24 protein-coding genes and 1 other annotated feature are annotated in these 21756 nt (G+C 50.1%); of the genes, 13 read left to right on the top strand and 11 right to left on the bottom strand.

The annotated features are described in order from the left end of the window. Positions 1–89 precede the first annotated feature (89 nt). The 4 genes from IEW11_RS22610 to mscL all read right to left on the bottom strand — a co-directional run bounded on the left by IEW11_RS22610 (position 90) and on the right by mscL (position 2335). Positions 90–524: a universal stress protein gene (locus IEW11_RS22610; protein WP_188533354.1), complete on the bottom strand. Its 435-nt coding sequence runs from the start codon at positions 522–524 to the stop codon at positions 90–92. Between the two features lie 244 nt (positions 525–768). After that, positions 769–915 carry a hypothetical protein gene (locus IEW11_RS22605; RefSeq protein WP_188533353.1) on the bottom strand — a complete coding sequence of 49 codons (147 nt, stop codon included), beginning with the start codon at positions 913–915 and terminating at the stop codon, positions 769–771. Between the two features lie 301 nt (positions 916–1216). After that, positions 1217–1843 carry an NUDIX hydrolase gene (locus IEW11_RS22600; protein ID WP_188533352.1) on the bottom strand — a complete coding sequence of 209 codons (627 nt, stop codon included), beginning with the start codon at positions 1841–1843 and terminating at the stop codon, positions 1217–1219. 3 nt (positions 1844–1846) lie between these two features. Then, entirely contained in the window at positions 1847–2335 is a 489-nt protein-coding gene (mscL, locus tag IEW11_RS22595) for a large conductance mechanosensitive channel protein MscL (protein WP_188533351.1), read from the bottom strand. Between the two features lie 181 nt (positions 2336–2516). Here mscL and IEW11_RS22590 point away from each other — a divergent pair, with 181 nt between their 5' ends. Next, positions 2517–4316, top strand: a complete 1800-nt coding sequence (locus IEW11_RS22590) for an ATP-binding protein (RefSeq protein ID WP_188533350.1) — start codon at positions 2517–2519, stop codon at positions 4314–4316. 148 nt (positions 4317–4464) lie between these two features. Continuing rightward, positions 4465–5499, top strand: a complete 1035-nt coding sequence (locus IEW11_RS22585) for an FUSC family protein (RefSeq protein ID WP_188533349.1) — start codon at positions 4465–4467, stop codon at positions 5497–5499. 44 nt (positions 5500–5543) lie between these two features. Here IEW11_RS22585 and IEW11_RS22580 read toward each other — a convergent pair whose 3' ends face one another. The 5 genes from IEW11_RS22580 to ilvA form a co-directional block, all read right to left on the bottom strand. Then, positions 5544–5822, bottom strand: a complete 279-nt coding sequence (locus IEW11_RS22580; protein ID WP_188533348.1) for a transposase — start codon at positions 5820–5822, stop codon at positions 5544–5546. A gap of 36 nt (positions 5823–5858) precedes the next feature. After that, positions 5859–6002, bottom strand: coding sequence for a hypothetical protein (locus tag IEW11_RS22575; protein ID WP_188533347.1), 144 nt, complete (start codon positions 6000–6002; stop codon positions 5859–5861). A gap of 102 nt (positions 6003–6104) precedes the next feature. After that, a complete protein-coding gene (locus IEW11_RS22570; protein WP_188533346.1) occupies positions 6105–6707 on the bottom strand; it encodes a TVP38/TMEM64 family protein in 603 nt (200 codons plus the stop codon). A 20-nt stretch (positions 6708–6727) separates the two neighbouring features. Then, complete coding sequence (locus tag IEW11_RS22565) at positions 6728–7918, bottom strand: MFS transporter (RefSeq protein ID WP_229725583.1); 1191 nt, start codon at positions 7916–7918, stop codon at positions 6728–6730. 375 nt (positions 7919–8293) lie between these two features. Next, complete coding sequence (gene ilvA / locus IEW11_RS22560) at positions 8294–9574, bottom strand: threonine ammonia-lyase IlvA (protein ID WP_188533344.1); 1281 nt, start codon at positions 9572–9574, stop codon at positions 8294–8296. A 42-nt stretch (positions 9575–9616) separates the two neighbouring features. Then, positions 9617–9909: a binding site (T-box leader), on the bottom strand. Positions 9910–10283: 374 nt separating this feature from the next. Between ilvA and IEW11_RS22555 the strand changes: the two genes are divergently transcribed. The 5 genes from IEW11_RS22555 (at position 10284) to IEW11_RS22535 (ending at position 15403) form a co-directional block, all read left to right on the top strand. Further along, the gene (locus IEW11_RS22555) at positions 10284–11954 is read left to right on the top strand and encodes a GspE/PulE family protein (protein ID WP_188533343.1); all 1671 of its coding nucleotides are present in this window, start codon (positions 10284–10286) and stop codon (positions 11952–11954) included. Positions 11955–11985: 31 nt separating this feature from the next. Next, positions 11986–13032 carry a type IV pilus twitching motility protein PilT gene (locus tag IEW11_RS22550; RefSeq protein WP_188533342.1) on the top strand — a complete coding sequence of 349 codons (1047 nt, stop codon included), beginning with the start codon at positions 11986–11988 and terminating at the stop codon, positions 13030–13032. A 28-nt stretch (positions 13033–13060) separates the two neighbouring features. Continuing rightward, positions 13061–14269, top strand: coding sequence for a type II secretion system F family protein (locus IEW11_RS22545; RefSeq protein WP_188533341.1), 1209 nt, complete (start codon positions 13061–13063; stop codon positions 14267–14269). Between the two features lie 26 nt (positions 14270–14295). Beyond that, complete coding sequence (locus tag IEW11_RS22540) at positions 14296–14673, top strand: prepilin-type N-terminal cleavage/methylation domain-containing protein (protein WP_188533340.1); 378 nt, start codon at positions 14296–14298, stop codon at positions 14671–14673. A 64-nt stretch (positions 14674–14737) separates the two neighbouring features. Further along, complete coding sequence (locus tag IEW11_RS22535) at positions 14738–15403, top strand: prepilin peptidase (protein ID WP_188533339.1); 666 nt, start codon at positions 14738–14740, stop codon at positions 15401–15403. Here IEW11_RS22535 and IEW11_RS22530 read toward each other — a convergent pair. Continuing rightward, positions 15377–15853 carry a prepilin-type N-terminal cleavage/methylation domain-containing protein gene (locus IEW11_RS22530; protein ID WP_188533338.1) on the bottom strand — a complete coding sequence of 159 codons (477 nt, stop codon included), beginning with the start codon at positions 15851–15853 and terminating at the stop codon, positions 15377–15379. The two genes, IEW11_RS22535 and IEW11_RS22530, sit on opposite strands and share 27 nt — an antisense overlap. A gap of 17 nt (positions 15854–15870) precedes the next feature. Continuing rightward, positions 15871–16344 (bottom strand): type IV pilus modification PilV family protein, encoded by a 474-nt coding sequence (locus IEW11_RS22525; protein WP_188533337.1) that lies wholly within the window; start codon positions 16342–16344, stop codon positions 15871–15873. A 68-nt stretch (positions 16345–16412) separates the two neighbouring features. Between IEW11_RS22525 and IEW11_RS22520 the strand changes: the two genes are divergently transcribed. The 6 genes from IEW11_RS22520 to IEW11_RS22495 all read left to right on the top strand — a co-directional run bounded on the left by IEW11_RS22520 (position 16413) and on the right by IEW11_RS22495 (position 21676). Beyond that, positions 16413–17867, top strand: coding sequence for a hypothetical protein (locus IEW11_RS22520; RefSeq protein ID WP_188533336.1), 1455 nt, complete (start codon positions 16413–16415; stop codon positions 17865–17867). A 60-nt stretch (positions 17868–17927) separates the two neighbouring features. Next, positions 17928–19031 (top strand): type IV pilus biogenesis protein PilM, encoded by a 1104-nt coding sequence (gene pilM / locus IEW11_RS22515; RefSeq protein ID WP_188533335.1) that lies wholly within the window; start codon positions 17928–17930, stop codon positions 19029–19031. Then, positions 19028–19624, top strand: coding sequence for a PilN family protein (locus IEW11_RS22510; RefSeq protein ID WP_188533334.1), 597 nt, complete (start codon positions 19028–19030; stop codon positions 19622–19624). Before pilM ends, IEW11_RS22510 begins: the two co-directional genes overlap by 4 nt. Next, positions 19621–20274 carry a hypothetical protein gene (locus IEW11_RS22505; protein WP_188533333.1) on the top strand — a complete coding sequence of 218 codons (654 nt, stop codon included), beginning with the start codon at positions 19621–19623 and terminating at the stop codon, positions 20272–20274. Before IEW11_RS22510 ends, IEW11_RS22505 begins: the two co-directional genes overlap by 4 nt. A 126-nt stretch (positions 20275–20400) precedes the next feature. After that, positions 20401–21051 (top strand): TVP38/TMEM64 family protein, encoded by a 651-nt coding sequence (locus IEW11_RS22500; RefSeq protein WP_188533332.1) that lies wholly within the window; start codon positions 20401–20403, stop codon positions 21049–21051. After that, entirely contained in the window at positions 21014–21676 is a 663-nt protein-coding gene (locus IEW11_RS22495) for a bifunctional 2-keto-4-hydroxyglutarate aldolase/2-keto-3-deoxy-6-phosphogluconate aldolase (RefSeq protein WP_188533331.1), read from the top strand. Before IEW11_RS22500 ends, IEW11_RS22495 begins: the two co-directional genes overlap by 38 nt. Positions 21677–21756: the final 80 nt, after the last annotated feature.

The raw sequence follows: 21756 nt of genomic DNA, 5'->3' as shown, positions 1-21756 counted from the left end.
CTCTCTCAATGTATTTGAGGGACGGTACCTTCTTTGTTTAAAGGACTTTTTCAGTGGCCTCGAGCCAACTGGCGGGGGTTGCTTTGTTATTATTTAACCACGTGAAGGGGGACCTTCGAGTTCTGAATCACATAATGGCTTACGCTGCCAACGAAGAGTTCCTTGAGGCCGCTTAGTCCGCGGGATCCGATAATAATAAGATCGATTTCTTTTTCGGCTGCCGTCTCGAGGATTTGCTTGCCTGGATCACCTTGCAATACGGTCACTTCCGCTTGGATTCCAGGTTCAGCTGCTATGATCGACCTGGCCTCGGCTGCCCAATGCTCGGCTTCTTCAACCATGGCCACTGAATTTTCAACAGGCGGCGGGATCATCGCTTCTCCCACGATCATAACCGGTATATCGTAAACATGCAGCACTTCTAATGAGGCATTCCAGCCAAGCGCCATTGTCATCCCGGTTTTCAATGCCCGAACTGACTGTTCTGAGCCATCGTATGCGACAAGCAGCTTTTGATAAGCCATCAACATTCCCCCTGCTTCTTTTTATACTCATTACCCGCTTTATAGGCAGATGAATCGTATAGATGAAGCTGGGGGAAATTATATATTTTTCTCTTGTTGATTGGGTTCGAATCCCTTTATCAGCACCATATATAATCAGTCACGGCGCGGTGTTCCGAATATTGGAACCGCGTCTTTTTCTTGTTGCCGGGCGCAAGCCCGGCTATGCAGCTTGGCGACATTTGGAATAGAAGAAGACGCGGATTCATTCCTCGGTTTTTTCATACGCGATCAAGGTTACAGGGTTACCTGTTAATTCGGCAATTGACGCTTCGGCTTGTTTGATGATTTCAATAGCTCGTTCGTAATCGTTTATCGGGGCGACTTTGTAACTGTCCGTGTTAATATCCATGGGAACAAATCCTCCAGATCAGATTGATAATATAATCTCCCGATAGCAAGGAAACCATTCAAAGGTCAGTCTCTATCTTTTAATCGCTCTTTCAGATGTTTGGATTTTACTCGTATAGCTTCATGGAGAACGGCACAAATAAATGCCTGTGGAAGTAAAGAGATCGTTAGAAGTAAAAAATAAGCCACGGTAATCCCCTCCTCTATTACTCTTATTCTAGGCAGAAGCGGTGAAATCTATACCAGAATAATAGAGAGGGGAAAAGATTGCGGCCGGGGAGTGTGTGACTAAGCCAAGCGAGTTAGCCGAGCTGCGCAAGCGAGCGGAAGATCCCGGCGTAATAGGAAGATTCACGGGGAACGAAGCGGGAGGCGGTTACTGTCCGCTGCGCGAGCTGCAGTTGTCCGTCCGCGGCAGGCTCGACGCCTTGGGCGCCTACTTCGGATATACGTCCCTCGAAGAGGGCGATCATATCCTCGAGTTCCGCTTCGTAAACGCCGGCGACTTCTTCAGCCTGCAGCTTCAATGAAACAAGAGGAACCTTGCAGACCAAGCCGAATACATGGCTCAGTTCACGATCGATGAATGGGACGCCGCCGGCTTCCGAGGCGGATTCCTCGCGATATTGACCGAGCGGAACGAGCTGTTCAAAGTCAGCGCTTAATCCGAGCTCTTCCTCAATTTCCCGAACGGCCTCTCTGACGGTCTCACCGGCGCTGAGATGTCCTGCAGCCGTAATATCGTAATGGTCCGGATAGGTATCCTTTCCGGCTTGCCGGAGTTGAAACCAGACGTAACGGCGGGATCCATCCCGCCGTATGAGCCAGCAGTGAAATGTTTGATGCCAATGTCCGAGCTTATGCACCTCAGCCCGGCTTGCCGTACCGATCGGATTCATCTGTTCATCATAAATATCGAAGATCTCCATTGCTCAGGCTTTCTCTTCCACGAGATGGGATGTGCAGTGTGCGCAGCGTGAAGCTTTAACCGGAACCTTGGATAAGCAGTACGGGCATTCCTTTTCAGTTGGCGCCGCCGGCGGTTTTTCAGCCTCTTCATTTTTACGGCGCAAGGAATTAATGCCTTTGATAAACAGAAAGATACAGAAGGCAACGATGAGGAAGTTGATGGTGATATTAATAAATTGGCCATATGCAATAACGGGCACTCCGGCTCCAGTGGCTTGCGCCAGTGAAGTGATCGGTTCGCCGTTCTCTAACCGCCGCTCAGGCTCCAGATTAATGAACAAATCGGCGAAGTTCACGTTACCCAGCAGCTTCCCGAATGGGGGCATGATAATATCATTAACCAACGAGGTAACAATCTTTCCAAATGCACCTCCAATGATCACGCCGACGGCCAAGTCAATCACATTGCCTTTTACGGCAAATTCTTTGAACTCTTTCACAAGGTTACCCATAAATCCTCCTTTAATGTTAACACAAGATTATTGTCGCTCCATTATACCCGAATAGCAGTACATATTGAATATATAAGCAGATTAAGAGAATTGTCATAAAAATACGTATAAAAAAGGATTTTACGTAAAATTGTCGAATTTTAACATTTGTTATTTAATTCATGCGTAGATGAGGGAAAGAATGAGGGATCATTTCGGCACCGACAACTGTTTGTTTACGTTGTTGTCATTGACGATTAGTGTATTGTCTTCTTATACGACGTTTCAGTTAATCGGTAATTTTAAACAGTGGAATCGGTCAGGACAGCGATATTGGTTATTTGGCGGTGCTGCGGTATTTGGACTTGGTGTATCGGCCGTCCATTTCTTGATCATGCTTGCTTCGGATACGATGGTTATCATTGATGTCAAGATGTCATTGCTGCTACTGATCGGGACGGGACTGTCCTTTCTGTCCTTTCTCCTGCTAAGAAGCGGGATGCATTCGTTAATCAGAGTGCTTGCCGCTAGTTTTTTGATATCAGTCGCCACGTGCGGCCTGTTTTTTGTCAGTATGTTCTCGGTGCCATTAAACGGATATCAACTTCACGGTGGCTTGGTTCTCCTATCGTTTATTCTGAGTTGGGCGTGCGCATTCGGCGCGTATTATTTGTTCGAGCTGAAAGAGCGGAGCAGTAATTTAATTTGCAGCTTGCTGCTCGGAAGCTCGATGCTGGTGATGCAATTTATTGCGATCGAAGTTGTTGCTATCGAATATACGCAGATTATGACGGCTGATCGGCTTAGTGACAATCAAACGATGCTTGTCGCGATGCTGGGCATCGGGATACTGATGGTAATCGGCTTCAGTCTCATGACAGCGATGGCTAACAAGCGTCTTGAGCAAGTCGGAGAGCAATATAAACTGCTTGTCGAGAATTCAATCGACATGATTGCAATATGTTGTGAAGGACAGTGGAAATATGTGAATCGTTCCGGCATGCGGATGTTCGAAGCGGAGCAAGATGAAGATTTAATCGGCAAATCGATCTATACTTTTCTTCATCCCAATTATCACAGTGTGCAGCTCAGGCGGCTGAGCACGCTGGAACCCGAGATTTCGCACGGTCCGGTGGAGCAGGAGTGGTATACGGTAAAAGGAAAGTTATTGTATACGGAGGTAGTGGAGACGAGGACGGCCTTGGCCGGCAAGCCCGCAGTGCAGATCATTATTCGCGATATCTCGGAACGCAAGAAGAATGAAGAGCTTTTGATTAATTCGGAAAAGCTGTATGTAGCAGGACAGCTTGCCGCAGGAATCGCGCATGAAATACGCAATCCGCTGACGTCGCTTAAAGGGTTTCTGCAGCTCATTACATCCGGACGATGCGCCACCAAGAACTACTACGATATCATGAAATCAGAGCTGAGCCGTATTGAATCTATCGTAAGCGAGCTGCTCATGCTGTCTAAGCCGCAGATCTATGATCTGGCCTATATTGACACGAGAAAAACCATGGGGGATACCGTTACCTTGCTTGAAGGACAAGCGATGCTGCATAATATCGAACTGGAAACGCAATATAATCCTTCTCCTTTGTGGGTACGCGGCGTGGAGAACCAAATCAAACAAGTCTTCATTAACGTCCTGAATAATGCGATCGAGGCGATGAGCGAAGGCGGTAAAATACATATCCGCTGTACGCGGGAAGCAGATGAAGTGGTTATACGAATTACAGACCAGGGTCCGGGAATTGCCGAAGAGCAATTATCCAAGATGGGACAGCCATTTTATACGACAAAAGACAAAGGAACAGGGCTAGGGTTGATGGTCAGTTATAAAATCGCAGATAACCATCAGGGGAGTATTAAAGCTTACAGTGAGATTGGCATCGGTACGACATTCGAAATTACACTTCCTTATGCGGAATATGTCCCTGCCGAGGAAGAAAGCGCAGCTCCGAAGGTGACCCCAATCAGCCGCTTTCGTGGAGGAAATTAACGGTACAAGATTGATCGGGACAGATGCTTCTGCTTATCTCACGATGTTTTCCTGCGGGGAATCGGCTATAATATACGTCAGGCAATAACATCAAGGGCCGTGCTGAGATAATTGGATTCATCCAGCCGGCTGCGGGAGGTTTACATCTATGACAATCGGCGCTCGTGTATTGAAAACAGGCTTAGCAGTTGCGCTGGCCATCTTTGTTAGCGAGCTGCTGCGGTTTCCTTCCCCGATCATTGCCGCAGTTGCGGCCATCTTCACCATTCAGCCATCGATCTATCGTTCTTGGAAGCAAATGCTGGATCAACTGCAAGCAAACCTGATCGGAGCGGCGATCGCGTTGGCTGCCGTCAGGCTGTTCGGTAGTACGCCGATTGCTGTTGGCCTCGTCTGTATTGTGGTGATCTTAGTCAACATGCGCCTGAAAATGGAGAGTGCAATTGGATTGACGCTGGTCACGGTAGTTGCGGTAATGGAAGCCCATGGAGAAGGATGGTTATTTGCGCTTGAGAGGCTGGCGATGGTGTTTAGCGGTATGGGCTCAGCATTTGCCGTTAATGTGCTGTTATTCCCGCCGCGCCCCAGACGACAGTTCACCGAGCAGGTGCATCAAGCGTTCGATCAGCTGTCACTGCTGCTGCGCACTGCGATTTCCAACGAAATGAAGGAACAGATCCATCATGAGGAAAAAGAAAAGCTGCACGATATGCTGCGCAAGCTGGATGAGCGTTACCGGCTGTTTGAGGAAGAGAGGGCGGTTACGAAGCTCAGCAAGCTCAATCAGGCCAGGCAGCTTATCGTCTCCAAGCAAATGATCAAAACACTGCAAAAGGGCGCTGACCTGCTCGATGTTGTGGAGGAGCACTATTTCTCCGCGCCGGGGGCGCTGGAATGGGCCAAAGAATTCGACCACCAGATCGAGGAGTTAACCAAGTATCATGAGCACATCCTGCTGAAGGCTGAGGATAAGATGAAGCCTGGGGTGAGTATTGTGCCGGATGAACAGCTTGGGGGAGGGTTTGAGGAGCAGCTTGTGGATTATTGGAGCGATGAGCCCGAGGAGCGCAAGCGATTAGTATTCGTCGGTGCTGCCCTGCTGGAATATGGCTATCATCTCCGCAGGCTGGAGAGATTGATTGAACAGGTACAGCAGCGTACGGACCTGCGAGTCGATAAATAAGAAAAACCCCGGTCAAGCGCAACTGCGGCTTGCCGGGTCTTTTCTTATTTATCCCCGCGATCGATGTGCCCTCTGGGGCTGGATAAATTTTTGTTCGTCGGGTCTTCTTTCTTGGGAACAAGCCTAGGGTCGGTTCGCCCTTCATGATGGTTGTCGTAGCTCAGCTCTTTGAGATCCCATTCGGTATTGCCGAGTATCGGATCGGCAGGAAACCGTTCGCCGCGTTTCAGTTCTTCTTCACGGCCCCATTCGGTCTGATAGATCCCGTCAACCTCAACCTTCTCGCCAGACACCGGATTCATCTCGCTATGCTTATCGCTCATGCTTGTGCGCCTCCTTCTGGAATGATGTCAGGACCCTTACAGGCCGTGTTTCGGAACGGCAGCGCGGTCGGCATCGGATTGCAGGTCGCTGGCCTTTTCCTTGTTCACGCCTGTACGATCCGCGATCGACTGGGCTTTTCTCGCCGCTTTTTGTTTGTCGGATGGGTATGTGCCGGACATGAGGACATCTTCCTCCTTTCGCCTGTCGGTTGGCATTTCCAGCATTAGTCTGCCTCGAATGGAAGAAAGCTATGAGCGAATGAAGGAGAAAATGTGATAAAGTCAGGTTTGAAACCGGATCTCCAACCGTTTACCGATCAGCCACATCATGATAAGTACAATAGCCGCAACAGCGATGCGCCATGGCTCGGAGATAAGATCTGTAATATCGAAGCTTAATAAGGAAATACTGGCGATCATCACCGCTTTGCCGAGCAGGATTGCGATTGTAAACGTTCGAAATGGAACCGTGCTCAGACCTGCTGCGATGTTGATCAAGGAAGAAGGCGTGAACGGGAAGCAGGCCAGCAGAAAGATCGGCGTGAAGCCGCGCCGTTCGATCCAGCGAAAGAAACGCGAGCTGCTGGGAAAGCGTCTTTGCAGCCAGAGCCCGAAGCGGCCTCCCAGTTTGCGCGAGAGCCAAAAGACGAGCACGCAGCCGGCGGAGACACCGATCCACGAATATAATATGCCAAGTCCCAAACCATAGATATTCGCATTCGCAGCGATGATGAGAAATAACGGCAGAAACGGCAGAAGGGATTCCACCATGGGCGCTATAATCCCGGGAAGCGGTCCCCAGGAGGAATAACTCTCCAGTGTCTGCTGCAGCTGATCCGGATCTATTTGCCTAATTTCGCGTATCCATTCTTGTAGTTGACTCATGAATTTAATTCCATCCTTTTTCAAGAAATACGGTTAATCTCCCCACGAAATGAGCGGAAAGGAAAGCAAAGGTATAATAATGCGATTAACCCGAATAACACGGCGCTAATCCAGACAACGGATGTTTCGCCTCGTGACGAAGCAAGAACGCCGCCTAATATCGGCCCGATCATGACGCCAATGCCCTCGATGGTTGAGAACATGCCCCAGCCGAGCCCTTGCTGCGAGGAAGGGATATAGGAGGCAAGCAGCGCGTTCCAAGCAGGCAGGACAACGGCATAAGATAAACCTAACATAGCTGCCAAAACGATGCATTCCCATATTGGAGGCTTCCATGTCAGCAGATAGAGAATGATGGAGAATAGGCCGAACCCGGTAACGAGGAACCATTTCTTCCCTCCCAGCTTGTCCGATAAACGCCCCATCGGCATAAGTCCCAGAACGGTGAACAGTCCCCCTGCAAGTAAAATATAAGAATATTGAGTGTGGGTCATGCCAAGCTGCTTCTCAGCAAAGCTGGGAAGGATCGGGACAAGCATGCTTGCGCCTGTCGTTTGCAGTATCATGCCGGGCAGCAGCAGCTTCATCTGGCGCAGCTTATCTCTAAGTATATCCAATTGCTTAAGGAAGGGAATCGTCTGCACGGTTTGGGCTGTCCGATAATTGATCATTAAGGAAAGCATCCAGCCCAGCAGGGAAAGGCCGACAAGTAAATAATACGTGAATGACGTATTAAAATCGAGCAGCATATTGCATACAATCGGTCCTGCACCGAGACCGACAAACCAGATCGTATATAAAAATCCCATCTGGGTGGCGCGCCTGTCATCCGTCACCTTCATTAAACAAACGATCCATATCGGAGATATGCCGATTCCGTATATAGCAGAAGCCGTTATAAACACCCAGGGCAACTCGGCATAGCCAAGCAGAAATACACCGCTCAAGCAAATCAAAAGGCCGAAATGGACAATAAAACGAACGGAAAATCGGTCGAGCAAATAACCAATACCTAACTTTAAAACGGTATCCGTCAAATAATGGGCCGTGATCGCAATTCCAATGATATCGAGCGTGAGGCCGAGCTCCTTTTCTCCATAGATCGGAAGGAAGCTGATCAGTATAGCCCCGCGCACGAACTCTACAATTAGCATGATAATGGAGAGCATAAGCATCTCCGGTCCGAGCAATCGGCTGCGAAATCGACTCACCACACAGACTCCTTTGCACTTTCGTATAATGGTAAGGTGCCCCTTAACTGCCAGGAGATTTATTCCATTATATTCCAGGCTGAAACGGACATTCAAAAAAGATGGAGACAACGGAGCTGCCATGGCATAAATTCGCTATCGATCGCTTCTTACTATCATAACGTACAGGGACGGCGGGGAGTTTCAAAAATTAGGAAAGCCCTGCGCCGGCAGGGCTTTTTCTGCGAAGAAGCAAGGATAAGGGTCATTCCTATTTCAGCCTATAATTCAATGCGAACGAAACGGATGCCACTAAAATGAGGAGCAGAAATGCACGATAATTCAGCTTTTGGGCTTAGGGCGCTTCAGGGCCGGGAGGCCCTGTGCCCAACCGACTTAAATCAGCAAATTAAACAGCAGCGGATCTTTATTCAGCTCGAGGAACTGGAAGCCTTTTTTGTTCATGCGGTCGATTAACGGTTCATAGTCGCTGCGATGCTTGAGCTCGACGCCGACGAGGGCAGGACCGTTGTCTTTATTATGCTTTTTCGTATATTCAAAACGGGTGATGTCATCGCCGGGCCCTAATACATCATCGAGGAATTCACGCAGTGCCCCGGCCCGCTGAGGGAAATTCACCATGAAATAATGTTTTAATCCCTCATATACCAATGAACGCTCCTTAATCTCCTGCATCCGGTCCACATCATTATTCCCGCCGCTTATTACACAGACGACCGTCTTTCCGGCAAGCTGGTCCTTATACTGCTCCAGCGCCGCAATCGGAAGGGCGCCGGCAGGTTCGGCGACTATAGCATTCTCGTTGTAAAGGTCAAGAAGCGTAGTGCAGACCTTGCCTTCAGGCACAACGATGATATCGTCCAGAACATGGCGGCACAGCTCGAAAGTAAGCTCGCCGACCTTTTTCACGGCTGCGCCATCAACGAATTTGTCGATCTGCTCCAGCGGGGTAACCACGCCTGCTTCCAACGAAGCCTTCATCGATGGTGCGCCTTCAGGCTCGACGCCAATCAGCTTCACACTGGGCTGAACCGTCTTAAGATATGCGCCAACGCCGGCGGCAAGCCCGCCTCCTCCGATCGTTACGAAAACATAATCCGGCGCATCGTCCATCGCATCCATAATCTCCAGGCCGATAGTGCCGTTGCCGGCTATAATTTTTGGATCGTCGAACGGATGGATGAACGGCATGTCCTCCCGCTCGCTGGCTGCGATCGCTTCTGCATACGCATCGTCAAACGTATCGCCCACGAGGATGACTTCAACATACTGTCCGCCGAAGAAGGAGACCTGGCTTACCTTCTGCCGCGGCGTAGTGCTGGGCATATAGATTTTTCCGGGGATGCCTAACGTCTGACAGGAATAGGCGACGCCTTGGGCATGATTCCCCGCACTCGCGCAGACGACCCCCCGTGCCAATTTATCGGCAGGCATTGATTTTATCAAATGATAAGCGCCCCTGATTTTAAAGGAACGGACCACCTGCAGATCTTCCCGCTTTAAAAGGACATTGCAGCCGTAACGTTCCGACAGCACACGGCTGTGCTGAAGCGGAGTGCGGATCACGGTATCCTTGATCAGATGCTGCGCAAAAACGATTTCCTCCAGACTGATTTGCTGTACAGACTCCTGTTTGTATCCGCTATTTTCCTCCATTGTTGTATCCCCCTTCTAAAAATTAAAAAAAATCCCGTCCCAGTCAGGGACGAGATTATACTCGCGCTACCACCCTTATTCCGCGTCATCGGTTAGTCATCCAACTAAATCTGCGGCACTCAGCAACGTACTGTCATACGTGTTCCCTGTAACGGCGGACACCCGTCCGAGGCTTACCATACATCCGCTTCACGTACTCTAACACGCAAGCAGCGACTTCAGCTCGGATTCTCAGGGAGGATATTCGGCCCGTCTCGGATCATCGGCTCTCAGCAGCTGCCGACTCTCTGGAGATCGCGACGTTCGGGCTTACTTGTTCCCGTCAACGAATGGTTTGATTTAACTTTTTTATACTCCTGTATGAAGCAAATGTCAACCTTCCACATGATAGATTTATTTTGTAGGCATGTAGAGGTGTAAAAATTGGTACTCGAGCGCCATCTGGACAGCTTTGAAAATGCTGTTTCAGCAACATCATTTTAGGGTAAAGAGAAACTGGGTCTTTTTTCAGAAAATTAGTTCTGTTAGACTATTATTACAAAGAGATATAGGACTTCAAAGAATGGCTAATTACCTGTTTTTGTTTAAGGATATTTCTACAGATTTCGACAATGGTATACTATATTTTCATAGGCTATCTTGATAATTAACATGGATCATCTTACTCTGGCGCATCATAAGTCATGAAAATTTAGCAGGGGTGATGCATATGATCGGACCCCGCAAGCGGATTGGGGATCTGTTAGTCGAGACAGGCGTAATTACCGAAGAACAGCTGCAGCAGGCATTAAAGCAGCAATCGGAGATGAAGATGCGTCTGGGAGACGTGTTAATTACGCAGGGATACATATCACAGCAGCAGTTCATCGAGGTTCTGGAGTTCCAGCTTGGCATACCGCATGTCAAATTATACAGGCAGAAGATTGAGCCTAAGGTCATTCAACTCATCCCTCAAAAGCTAGCTGACCAGCATGGCGTGCTGCCTCTGCGGGTGGATGGAAACAAGCTGATCTTGGCAATGGCTGATCCCCTCGATTATTTTGCGATCGATGAGATTCGTATTGCTACCGGCCTGCGGATTGAACCCGTTATTGCTTCAAAAGATGAGCTGCAGCGCGCAATCAACCGCTATTACGGATTACAGGAGACGATAGAGCAGATCAGCCAAAACCTGCTGTCCAGAGAAGAAGAACCGGAGCAGGGCTTGGAGGAAGAGGATTCTCCTGTCGTCAAGACGGTGAACCAGATCATTACGCAAGCCGTGCAGTTCGGTGCCAGCGACATCCATTTTGATCCACAGGAGGACAGCTTCCGGATCCGGTATCGGGTGGATGGGATCATGCGGACGGAGCGCACATTGCCTCCTAATATGCAGGCCGTTATTATTGCCCGGATCAAAATTATGGCCAATCTCAACGTTGCAGAACGTAGATTGCCTCAGGATGGACGAGTTGAGCTCGATATTGAATTTCGCAAGGTAGATATCCGAATATCCACACTGCCAACCGTACATGGGGAAAAAGTGGTGATGCGGATATTGGATTTGGGGAATTCCCTTCATAAAATAAGCAGGCTTGCGTTCTCTGAACAAAATTTGGAAGCTTTCCTGAAAGGCATTGAAATGGCGCACGGCGTTGTGCTCATTACCGGACCTACGGGGAGCGGAAAGACGACGACATTGTATTCGGCGTTATCCCATCTTAACCGCGACGATGTCAACATCATTACGATTGAGGACCCGGTAGAGTATCAGCTCCAGGGGATCAATCAGGTGCAGGTCAATCCGGTAACCGGACTTACTTTTGCCAGAGGGCTGCGGGCAATCCTCAGGCAGGACCCGAACATTGTCATGGTCGGTGAGATCCGGGATATGGAAACGGCGGAAATTGCGGTTCGAGCCGCAATGACAGGTCACCTCGTGTTCAGCACGCTGCATACGAACAGCGCCGTTAGCTCCATCAGCCGTTTGATTGATATGGGAGTCGAGCCGTTTCTGATTTCTTCGGCGGTCAACTGTATCGTGGCTCAGCGCCTGGTGAGGCGGATTTGTCCGAAATGCAGTGAGAAGGTCGATCCGCTGCCTGAAGAGGCGTCACTTTTGAGGCGCCATGGCATTGTTGTGGACCTGTTGTCGAAAGGAAGAGGCTGCGGCGATTGTGGCCGTACCGGTTACAAAGGGCGGCTGGCCATTCATGAGGTGCTGCTCATCGATAATGAGCTTCGCTCGATGATTCTGGCCAAACGTTCAGACAATGAATATATGAAGTATGCCATGGATAAAGGCATATTGATTCCGATGGCAGAGGATGGCTTACAGAAGGTGGCGGCGGGACTCACCACGATTGCCGAAGTATTCCGCGTGACCAGCCATGAAGAGTAACAGGATGTTAATTATCTAAAGGGGGATGCGGATGGGGCAAGCGACGGACATTCTTACTTTAGCCCATAAGCTTCAGGCGTCGGATATTCATATCACTGTCCATTCGCCGGTCATGTTTCGAGTCCATGGGCAATTAAAACCGATTAACCAGGAACCGCTAAACCCGGAGGACACGGCGGAGTTAGCCAAGCAGCTCATGACGGTAGGCCAGTATGAGGAGTTTATGGGACGCGGGGACTTCGATCTGTCCTATGTGATTCCCCAGCTCTCGCGATTCCGGATTAATGCCTACAAACAGAAGGGCAGTGTTGGCTTGAGCATCCGGTTAATTCCGATTGAGGTTCCTTCGCTGGAGGAGCTGGGATTGCCGTCAATCGCCGGTGAATTGGCGAATAAGCCGCAGGGCTTGCTGCTTGTCACCGGCCCTACAGGGAGCGGGAAATCAACGACATTAGCGGCAATGCTCGATTATATCAACCGGACTCGCTGTGAACATATCGTGACGCTGGAAGATCCGATTGAGTTCGAGCACGTTCACAAGAAAGGGATTGTTAACCAGCGTGAGATTGGCGTGGATACCCTGTCGTTCGCTGCCGGTTTGCGAGCTGCGCTGAGACAGGATCCCGATGTGGTGCTCGTTGGCGAGATGCGCGATCTGGAGACGATCAGCACGGCCATTACCGCAGCGGAGACCGGCCATCTCGTGTTTGCAACGTTACATACAGCCGATGCGCCCCAGACGATCAACCGAATCATCGACGTGTTCCCACCGGAGGCCCAGCAGCAGATTCGGATGCAATTATCTGCCGTGCTGCTTGGTGTCATGGCCCAGAGGCTGCTGCCTAAAGCGGATGGAAGCGGCAGGATCGCTGCTATGGAGGTCCTTGTCAATACACCGGCCGTTGCGAATTTGATCCGATCAGAGAAGATTCATCAGATTCGCTCTGTCATGCAAACCGGCAGGTCGCAGGGTATGCAGACGATGGAGAATGCGCTGCGTGAGCTGCTGCAGCAGGGCCGGATCTCAGTCGCAGAAGCAAACCAGGCTATGTTCGGATTTGCAAACCTGCAAGAATGATTAAGAAGCATCAATGGAGTTGGTTCGCATGCCGAAGTTTCAGTATAAGGCGGTAAACGGAAGTGGAAAGCGTTATTCGGGTGTGTTGGAAGCAGCCACGCAGCAGCAGGCTGCGGAGCTGCTAAGGGAGCAGGGGTTGTGGGTTACCAAGCTGATTGACCGGAGCAAGAGCCTGCTCCACCGTGAACTGGAGTTTGGCGGTCCAAAGGTAAAAACGGAACATTTCACTGTGTTTTGCAGACAGCTGGCGACGATGTACAAAGCGGGGATCGGCCTAGTGGAAGCGGTGCGTATCCTGAGTAAGCAATCGCCCGGCAAACCGTTTCGTAAGCTGCTCGCTGAGATCGCAGAGGACATGAAGGGCGGCACGCAATTTTCGGTGGCGGTCAGCGCGTATCCTACGGTGTTTACACCCGTGTTCGTCAACATGGTCAGAGCCGGTGAAGTGTCCGGCAAGTTGGATGAGATGCTGGAGCGGCTGGCGGTCTTTTTCGAGAAGGAGCGCAACACGAAAGAGAAAGTAAAATCGGCGATGGTGTATCCGGCAGTGATGATGATTATTATGGTGCTGGTTGTCATCTTTATGATGATCTTCGTCATTCCGAGGTATGTGGAGAGCTTTGCTTCCATGAGCATTGAACTGCCGCTTCCGACCCGCATTGTAATGGGGGCAAGCGAGTTTATGCAGGGGTACTGGTACATCGTTGTCGCCTCGTTGTTTGTGCCGTCCCTGCTCATAAGGCTGATCCGCAGAGAGGCGTGGGGCCGCGAGCGGCTGGATTACATCAAGCTTAAGATTCCGGTCTTCGGCAAGCTGTGGCACAAACAGGCGATTGCACGCTTCAGCCGTACGTTCAGTTCCTTATTTGCCGCTGCAATACCACTGATGCAAGGATTGTCCATTGTCTCGGATGTTGTGGGAAATCAGGCGATCGGAAAAGTGATCTCGGACATGAAGGGTCAGGTGCGCAGCGGTAATTCGATGGCGGAGTCGTTAAAGGAATCGTGGCTGTTTCCGCCGATGGTCGTACAGATGATAGCGGTTGGAGAACGTTCAGGCTCATTGGACAGCATGCTGGAGAAGGTCGCGGATTTCTATGAAGCGGATGTGGACGCGATGGCGGAACGTTTGAAGTCGCTGCTCGAGCCTTTGATGATCGTTGTGCTTACGGGGGTCGTAGGACTGATCGTGCTGGCTGTTCTGATGCCATCTTTTGAACTGATGCAAGGATTATAAAATAAATGGTACAGGAGGAGATTACAATGAGAAACATGCTGAAGAACCAAAGAGGTATTACGTTAATCGAGCTGCTGGCGGTCATGGTCATTATCGGAATTATTGCGGCGATCGCTGTACCTGCCATTACAGGAACGATTAATAACGCTGAACAAAAAGCGGATGAAGCAACAAATAAATTAATCGAGGAAGTCGCCCTGAGATATGCGATTGACCGAAATCTGACAACAACAACTACAGTTCCTATTGCAACTTCCGGTACAACCAATGACGACCTTGTTGATCTCGGCTATTTGAATGCCGTTCCGGAATGGAATAAAGACGCGAACAGAAGAGCAACTGCTACAATTACCGTAACAAATGGGAGATACTCCGTTTCATTAACTGCACCTTCATCGCCATAATTTTGTAAAGGCAGCCCTTCAGGTTGCCTTTCTTTCGATCTTACCGTAGCAAGGCGGGAGCATCATGTTTATCGTATTTCCGATCATTATCGCCATCACCGGGCTGCTGCTGGGCAGCGTACTGAATCGGTTTGCCCTGCACTGGACCGACAGGCCGGTCTTGGCCTCCCCGTTAATGGGGCTGGCGACTGCGCTGTTGTTCGGCTTGGCAGCATTCCAGCTTGGCATGCAAAAGGAGCTGGCAGCAGCTCTGTTTTTCATTTCCATCCTGATTATCGTGGTCCAGACCGATCTATCCGAATTAATCATCCCGAACAAGGTGGTTCTGATCGGAGTGGCGGGTGCGATCCTGCTTCGTCTTTGGTCGCATCCCTTACCGTTGTGGAACTATGGGATCGCTGCCATTGCGGGGAGCGGGTTTCTGCTGCTGATCGGAATAGCGGGCGGGAAGCTGCTGAAGAAAGAAGCAATGGGAGGAGGAGACATTAAGCTCTACGTCTTCATCGGGCTGGTTCTGGGCATAAAGCTGACGCTGCTTAGCATTTTCTTGGCTAGCGCAGCCGCCCTTGCCATTGGCATCCTTCAGCTTATGCTGCGCGTGTACCAAAATGGACGGACGATACCGTTCGGACCGTATATCGCCGTCGGGGCCATTACCGCTTATTTCTGGGGCGATCGTTTCATTGAGGCTTACCTATCCTTGTTATCGCAAGGTGTAGGCAACGGTTGAAGCGGTATCTATTTGGCCGTTGGGGAGCTGCATGCGAAGCGTAATTTCCACTCTTGTATTGCTTTCGGACAATCCCGCATGGAGGTAATCGACGTGGCTAGACATCACTCGACGGATCAGCACTTTTTCCGTTCCTCCGTCGGGGATCAGAAAAGAGACTGATTCCAGAGTATTGCCATCCAAGCGATACGAGATATATTGGCCTTCGGGCCCCTCCAAACGAAGCGTTTCGGCAGCGCTGACTGATGCAGTAAAGCCTGTGCGGATGGAACGGACCATATGATCTATAATATCGCGGGATTCCTGCTTTATGGTTTCGCGGGATGTGATTTGCGAAGAGCTCGTATGGGTCTGATTAAGCATCACGAGTACTACGCCAAGTACAATTGCGGTGATGGATAACGCGCCCAGAACCTCGGCTAGCGAGACGCCTCTTTCGTTGTTGTACATGGATTCACCTCTGTAAGTTAAGGTTTGTACTCTGCATAGCCTTCAAGGATATACGATTTATTGGTGGTCAGGTTGATGCTTGTGACCCGAATGAGCCGGAAATAGTCCGTGATCTGATAGGTTTGATCTTTAAAATGAATGTCTGATAAATTGTACACGTCGGATTCGACCTTAACCTCGAATTGGGGGTCGGCTGCGTTCGGATAGTAGATGGAATAAGGCAGCTTATAGGCAGGCGCATTGTCTCGCAGCTCGGTCAATGCAAGCGTCTGTCCATCTTCAAATAGCGAGATCGAATCGCGGCTTGCCAGATTGCGCTTTATTTCCTCCATCACTGTCCGGGAGATCGATACGGATTGGTCGATCGCTTCATTATCTTTGGCAAACAGCGAGGTCTGCTGAAGCAGGGCGGTGATGGCCAGGACAGCGACGGCCAGCAGGGTGACGGAGCCTAATATTTCGATTAAGGTCAAGCCTTTTTGATTGTTCACAGCCGCACCTCCTAGGATAATACAATCTACCTTTACTATAGATTAATTTGTTGAAAGATGGAATGAAAATGTCGAAATCGTTTCGCTCTGAAAAAGGCAACACGCTCATTCTCGTACTCGGTTTTATTGTCGCCGCTACGCTCATGGTGGCTCCGCTGCTAGCCCGTGTCAATGTGGGGATGCTGCAATCGACAACCGGTTCCCATGCGGAGCAGGCGTATTCGATGGCCGAATCGGCTTCTGCCATCTATACGCGTTTATTCGAAGAAGCGGCGCAGTCCGGATTGCAGGCGCAGGATTTGCGAGCCTTAGCCGCCAGTCTGGAGGCCAGTCTGAAAAGTAACGGCGTGGTAGAACATATCGCCGTAAGGAATAACGGGAACGGCGATCCGATCGCTGTAGAATTCACTGCGAGATGGGGCTCGGGGAGCCGTGAAAGAGAACGGGTGGTCATCCTGCAGCTCAATCCCCCGGCTTCAGAGCCGGGTGGTGGAGGCGGCACGGGTCCATCCAGCGGCAGCACAGGGGAAGAATTTTATCATAAGCACGGGGTTGTCATGAATAAGGACGATTTCAATCGGGTTTTTGCTGCCTGCGGTGCAGAGTCGCCTTCAGAGAACTTTATCGAAAACAACTATGACCGGGCCAAATTCGCGGAAGAGTTCAGAAATTATATTGATTTCTATTTTGACGATGCGCTGCTGCCTGATTATGTGCCCAAAGGCGTGTCATCCATAAATGATAAGGTGACGCAGAATAGGACGCATACGATCTATGCCTCCGGAGCGGGCGTGAAATATGCGGGTGATATCGATATAGTCCGAACCTGGAACAGCATGACGATCGACGCGCTGCCGGACGGGGTTGCCATTGAAGCAGCCGGGGACCTGGAATTTTCAGACTATGTGAGTCAGCCGTTAACGATTGGCGGGCATGTCCGGGTAGGCGGGGATATGGCCATTGGCGGGGGGAAAAAAATTCATATTAAAGGTGACCTGCTGGTTAAAGGCGATATAGAATTTGACGATAATATCGATGAGATCATCATAGAAGGCGATTTATTGGTCGGCGGAGAGTTAACCTTTGAATCACTGAAAAAACTGGTCGTGCGCGGCGATTTAATTACCGGGGGAAGCACGATTCTGGATGACACCACGCAGGATCTTCAGGTCGGCGGCGCTTTCGTGAGCGGATCATCCATTCTCATTGATCGTATTCACCGGATCGAGATCGGGCGTGACATGATTGCTGCAGGCGATATCCGGTTTTCCGGTGTAGTGAGCCATCATATGCTTGTGGGCGGATATATGGCGGCGCTTCGTGATATTCGGTTTTCGAATAATATTCATATGTCCACGAATGTGCTGGGCGGCTTTTATGCAGGAAGAAACACCATATTTCCCGAATGGTATGCGAACAACGGCAGGGTGGGCACGGATGCCATCTGTATTGATTACTTCCCTTCCGGAACTGGAGGAGGCGCAGATGCCTCTTACGGAATTGGTGGCAGAAGCTCCAAATGAAGCTCCAAATAAGATTAGCTGGCCGTATTCAGGCAAGCTGAAGGAAAGGAGGGCGCTGATATGATACAAACGCTGCTGCGCGGCATGAAACGGGGCCATGCTGCCCTGGGTCTGGAAATAACCGATCAGCATATAAAAATGTGCGAGGTACAAGAATTGCCCGATGGGAGCCATCGGGTAATCCATTTCGCGATGCGACCGCTGCCGCCCGGCACGATGAATGACGGGCGGATCATCAACGAAGGCATGCTGCATTCCGTTATTCAAACTTTACTGGATGACAGGGAATGGAGCTCCCGGTCGATTCACTTTGCGATTCCAAGCCAGAATGTCATGATTCGGACAGTCAAGCTGCCGGATGTAAAGGAGAAGGAGCTAAGAAAGCTCATCCAATTCGAGCTTATGCACAATCTCCATTTGCCGTTTGATGAACCGTTTTATGATTTTATTAAATTGCCAAAGCCGACTGCAGCTGAAGAAGAGGTGCGGAAAGCTGAGCCCTTGCTGGAAACGGCGGATGTAGAGTGGTCAAACGCAGAGACAGAGGCTCAGCTGTGCGAGGTTATGCTGGTCGCGGCGCCAATGGAGCTGCTTCAGACCTATGTTCGGCTGCTTGAATCCTTAGGGCTGTCCATACGCAGCATGGAGATCAAAGCCTTCTCATTGCAGCGTCTTCAAGAAAAGTGCCTGCCTATAGAGAGAGGGACATGGTTGATGCTCGATATCAATCAAACGGCCTGTGATGTTTCCATCGTCAGCGATGGCGTTATAAAAATCACGCGAAATATTGAAGTCAATCTCATCCATCCCGGGTCAGCGGCCGATCCTTTATCCGGCGAGCCTTTGAACGGCTTATTTGCGGAGTTTAGGTCACCAGAGCAATCCTTTGAAACGGCATGTCAGGATCTTGTATCCGAACTGGAGCGATTGATTAATTTTTACCGGTATACGCTGAACAACCGTGATCAAGAATTTGATTCGGTCATTGTATCAGGGGATCTGCCGAACATGGACAAGCTGATTTCGATACTGAAATCCAGGATGGCGCAGAAGATTGTTCCATTGGAATGGCACCAGCTCCCTGTTGAAGGGGACAGCTCGGAATGGAATGTAAGCGCGTTTGCCGCTCCGTGTGGACTTGCACTCAGGGGGAAACAAAGATGAAATCAATAAACCTATACCCTCGTCCCTCCTTTATTGATAGAAATAGGACCCTGCTGTGTGTAATTATTGGGGGACTTGCTGCAGTTATATTAGGTCTTCAGCTGTATTTTTATGTGGAGTGGAAACGGGATGCTTCCCAGATCGGTGCGCAAATCACGCAAGTAGAGCAGGAGCTGCTGCAGGGGCAATATACGGATGGGATCAGCGCTGCAGCGTACAAGCAGGCTGACGGCATCATCGAAGCGGCGCGCAAAGGCCGGAAGCAATGGGCGCCCGTGATGGAAGATGTCCTTGGCAATTTCCCGTATGCTGCTGCGACAGTGATTAGCATGAATGTGAACAACGAAGGGCTTTTGACCGGGCAGTTTTACTTCGATACCTATGAGCGGCTTCGATTATATATCAATGAATTGGAACAGGTGCCTGATTTTGAAGGCGTAACGGTTAGAGAACTGAACCATCTGGCGGAAAATGCGCGGGAGCTGCCGGAAATGGCGAATGCCGGAACATCGGCAGACCGGGTACCAGGTTCGGTGTATAAGCTTGTTGTTGACATTCAGCTTAACCGGGAGAAGTGGGGGGCGGACAAATGATGAATCAGACGGTACCAATCAAAAGCAAGCTTACGCCGTTAATGCTCGTCTTGACCGCCGCGTCTTTTGCGGCTTTGATCAATATCGTTGCCGCACTATTCTATGTCTCGCCGGTGTGGCTTGACCGGGAACAGCAGCAGAATGAGCTGCGGGAAGCTCAGCATAGGCTGGCACTGGTTAACAATACATTGGAATCTGATCAAGTAACGGATGAAATGATGTCAAGCTTGCTGCAAGCCGTTCCTTCCTCCAAAGAGCTCTCAGGCATTCTGGGGACACTGGCGCTCGAGATGGAAGAGGCAAGGGTGTTGTTTGCGGATTTGAAGGAAATTGGCCCGGACATGGAAGGCACGCAAGCGCAGCCTGACAATCAGCTCCAAGCGAACACATTCGAGCTGTCTGTCATTGGTCCGCAGAGCCGTCTTCTTCAGCTTCTTAATGAGCTTTATACGGCGAAACGGCTGTTTGCAGTGGAAGAGTGGGACTATCGTTATGTGGATCCGGGAGATATACAGAGAATGGATGCTGAAATGCTGCAGCGGCTTGGCTCGGGCGAAGATGAAGACATGTACACGATGAAAATAATTTTCAAAAGCTATACGATGCCGATGCTCGGGGAAGCGGAGCTGGAATTTGAAAGAAATCAATGAAAATGAGGAAAAAAACAACATTTGACCATTCTGGAAGCTTATGTTTTCAGAATGGTCTTTTTACGTAGGAATGGATAAGGTATAATGAAAAGGAAAAATTTCGAAATTGAATAGGGATGAAGCGCAGTGCAGGAGTGGATTGAAACCGCCATTGAGGGCTTGGTGGAAATGACGCAGCTGAGCGGCCATTATTTATTGCTGCTCACCGTACCTCTAACCATTATTCAAGGAATTATTACGATCTTTCCTTTCGCAACATTGCTTCTTCTGCATGTATCAAGCTTGGGTCTGATGCAAGGTCTGTTTATCAGTTGGGTGCTCGGAACGATTGCCTCGATTGTCTGCTTTATGCTCGGGAGATCATTTATCCAGGCATGGATCATCAAGAGGTTTGGCACGCGGTTGGCTAAATACGAGAAATGGCAGCGGCACATGGACCATTACGGCGTGTGGGTTGTTATTTTATTACGATCCGTTCCATTCGTGCCCAGCAATGTGACTTCCATTATGGCTGCTATATCTCCGCTTAGTTTCAATGCGTACCTCTGGTCGACAGCGGTAGGAACCTTTTCACAGATATGGATGTTCGGGCTGCTCGGTTCTACCGTTATATTTCCCAATATCGATTTGAGGACGTTATGGGTTGCTTACATAGGGTTTTGCGCAGTGTTATTCGCGATGTTCTTGCTTCGTCTGCTCAAGGAACAGAGAAGCATAATAAAACTAGGGGGAAGCAAGAGTGAAGAAAATCAAACTCATCCAGCAAATCGCAAATGAAGGCGTAGTCGCTGTACTTCGTGGAGATACGCCGCAGGAAGTCGTTGAAATGGCGGAGCAGGCGATCGCGGGGGGGATCAAGGTCATTGAAGTCACGATGACAGTGCCCTTCGCGCTTCGCGCAATCGAAGAGCTTGCCAAAAAATATTCAAGCACAACAGCAGACGCTTCAAAATACGCCATTATCGGAGTGGGCACCGTGCTTGATCCTGAGACGGCGCGGGCCGCGATTCTATGCGGTTCGGAATTTGTCGTGGGGCCGTCCCTTAATCCGGCTACGGTGGCGCTGTGCAATCGATATCGGGTGCCGATTATGCCGGGTGTCATGACGGTCAAGGAAATACAAGAAGCGCTCGAGCTTGGCGTCGATATTGTCAAGCTGTTCCCGGGCAATCTGTATTCGCCGGCGATGATCAAGGCAATCAAAGGCCCGATGCCGCAGGCCAACATCATGCCGACAGGCGGCGTATCGCTGGATAATCTTGGTGAATGGATCAAGGCCGGCGCCGTAGCGGTCGGCATCGGCTCTGACTTGACGACCGAAGCGGTCAAGCAGGGCGATTATTCGCTTGTCGCCAAGCGTGCATCCCAATATATCGATGCTTACAAGGCGGCTAAGCAGTAACTCGCTGCGGTTCCAAGGCAATGCGGCACAGATGGATTTCATAGAGGCTGCCCGGAAGCTGGACTGGCTTAGGGCGGCCT

This window comes from Paenibacillus abyssi (assembly GCF_014640295.1).
In the GTDB taxonomy this organism is placed as follows: Bacteria; Bacillota; Bacilli; order Paenibacillales; family Paenibacillaceae; genus Paenibacillus_D; species Paenibacillus_D abyssi.
The sequence above is the reverse complement of the archived record's forward strand: the minus strand, read 5'-3'. Positions and strand labels throughout refer to the sequence as shown.

Coding starts and splice junctions, on each gene's coding strand:
- IEW11_RS22510 (WP_188533334.1), top strand. CDS start 19,028: ATGAAATCAATAAACCTATACCCTCGTCCCTCCTTTATTGATAGAAAT.
- IEW11_RS22545 (WP_188533341.1), top strand. CDS start 13,061: ATGCCGAAGTTTCAGTATAAGGCGGTAAACGGAAGTGGAAAGCGTTAT.
- IEW11_RS22605 (WP_188533353.1), bottom strand. CDS start 915: ATGGATATTAACACGGACAGTTACAAAGTCGCCCCGATAAACGATTAC.
- IEW11_RS22580 (WP_188533348.1), bottom strand. CDS start 5,822: ATGAGCGATAAGCATAGCGAGATGAATCCGGTGTCTGGCGAGAAGGTT.
- mscL (WP_188533351.1), bottom strand. CDS start 2,335: ATGGGTAACCTTGTGAAAGAGTTCAAAGAATTTGCCGTAAAAGGCAAT.
- IEW11_RS22585 (WP_188533349.1), top strand. CDS start 4,465: ATGACAATCGGCGCTCGTGTATTGAAAACAGGCTTAGCAGTTGCGCTG.
- IEW11_RS22520 (WP_188533336.1), top strand. CDS start 16,413: ATGTCGAAATCGTTTCGCTCTGAAAAAGGCAACACGCTCATTCTCGTA.
- IEW11_RS22540 (WP_188533340.1), top strand. CDS start 14,296: ATGAGAAACATGCTGAAGAACCAAAGAGGTATTACGTTAATCGAGCTG.
- IEW11_RS22555 (WP_188533343.1), top strand. CDS start 10,284: ATGATCGGACCCCGCAAGCGGATTGGGGATCTGTTAGTCGAGACAGGC.
- IEW11_RS22610 (WP_188533354.1), bottom strand. CDS start 524: ATGGCTTATCAAAAGCTGCTTGTCGCATACGATGGCTCAGAACAGTCA.
- IEW11_RS22600 (WP_188533352.1), bottom strand. CDS start 1,843: ATGGAGATCTTCGATATTTATGATGAACAGATGAATCCGATCGGTACG.
- IEW11_RS22505 (WP_188533333.1), top strand. CDS start 19,621: ATGATGAATCAGACGGTACCAATCAAAAGCAAGCTTACGCCGTTAATG.
- IEW11_RS22530 (WP_188533338.1), bottom strand. CDS start 15,853: ATGTACAACAACGAAAGAGGCGTCTCGCTAGCCGAGGTTCTGGGCGCG.
- IEW11_RS22590 (WP_188533350.1), top strand. CDS start 2,517: ATGAGGGATCATTTCGGCACCGACAACTGTTTGTTTACGTTGTTGTCA.
- IEW11_RS22575 (WP_188533347.1), bottom strand. CDS start 6,002: ATGTCCGGCACATACCCATCCGACAAACAAAAAGCGGCGAGAAAAGCC.
- ilvA (WP_188533344.1), bottom strand. CDS start 9,574: ATGGAGGAAAATAGCGGATACAAACAGGAGTCTGTACAGCAAATCAGT.
- IEW11_RS22570 (WP_188533346.1), bottom strand. CDS start 6,707: ATGAGTCAACTACAAGAATGGATACGCGAAATTAGGCAAATAGATCCG.
- pilM (WP_188533335.1), top strand. CDS start 17,928: ATGATACAAACGCTGCTGCGCGGCATGAAACGGGGCCATGCTGCCCTG.
- IEW11_RS22535 (WP_188533339.1), top strand. CDS start 14,738: ATGTTTATCGTATTTCCGATCATTATCGCCATCACCGGGCTGCTGCTG.
- IEW11_RS22550 (WP_188533342.1), top strand. CDS start 11,986: ATGGGGCAAGCGACGGACATTCTTACTTTAGCCCATAAGCTTCAGGCG.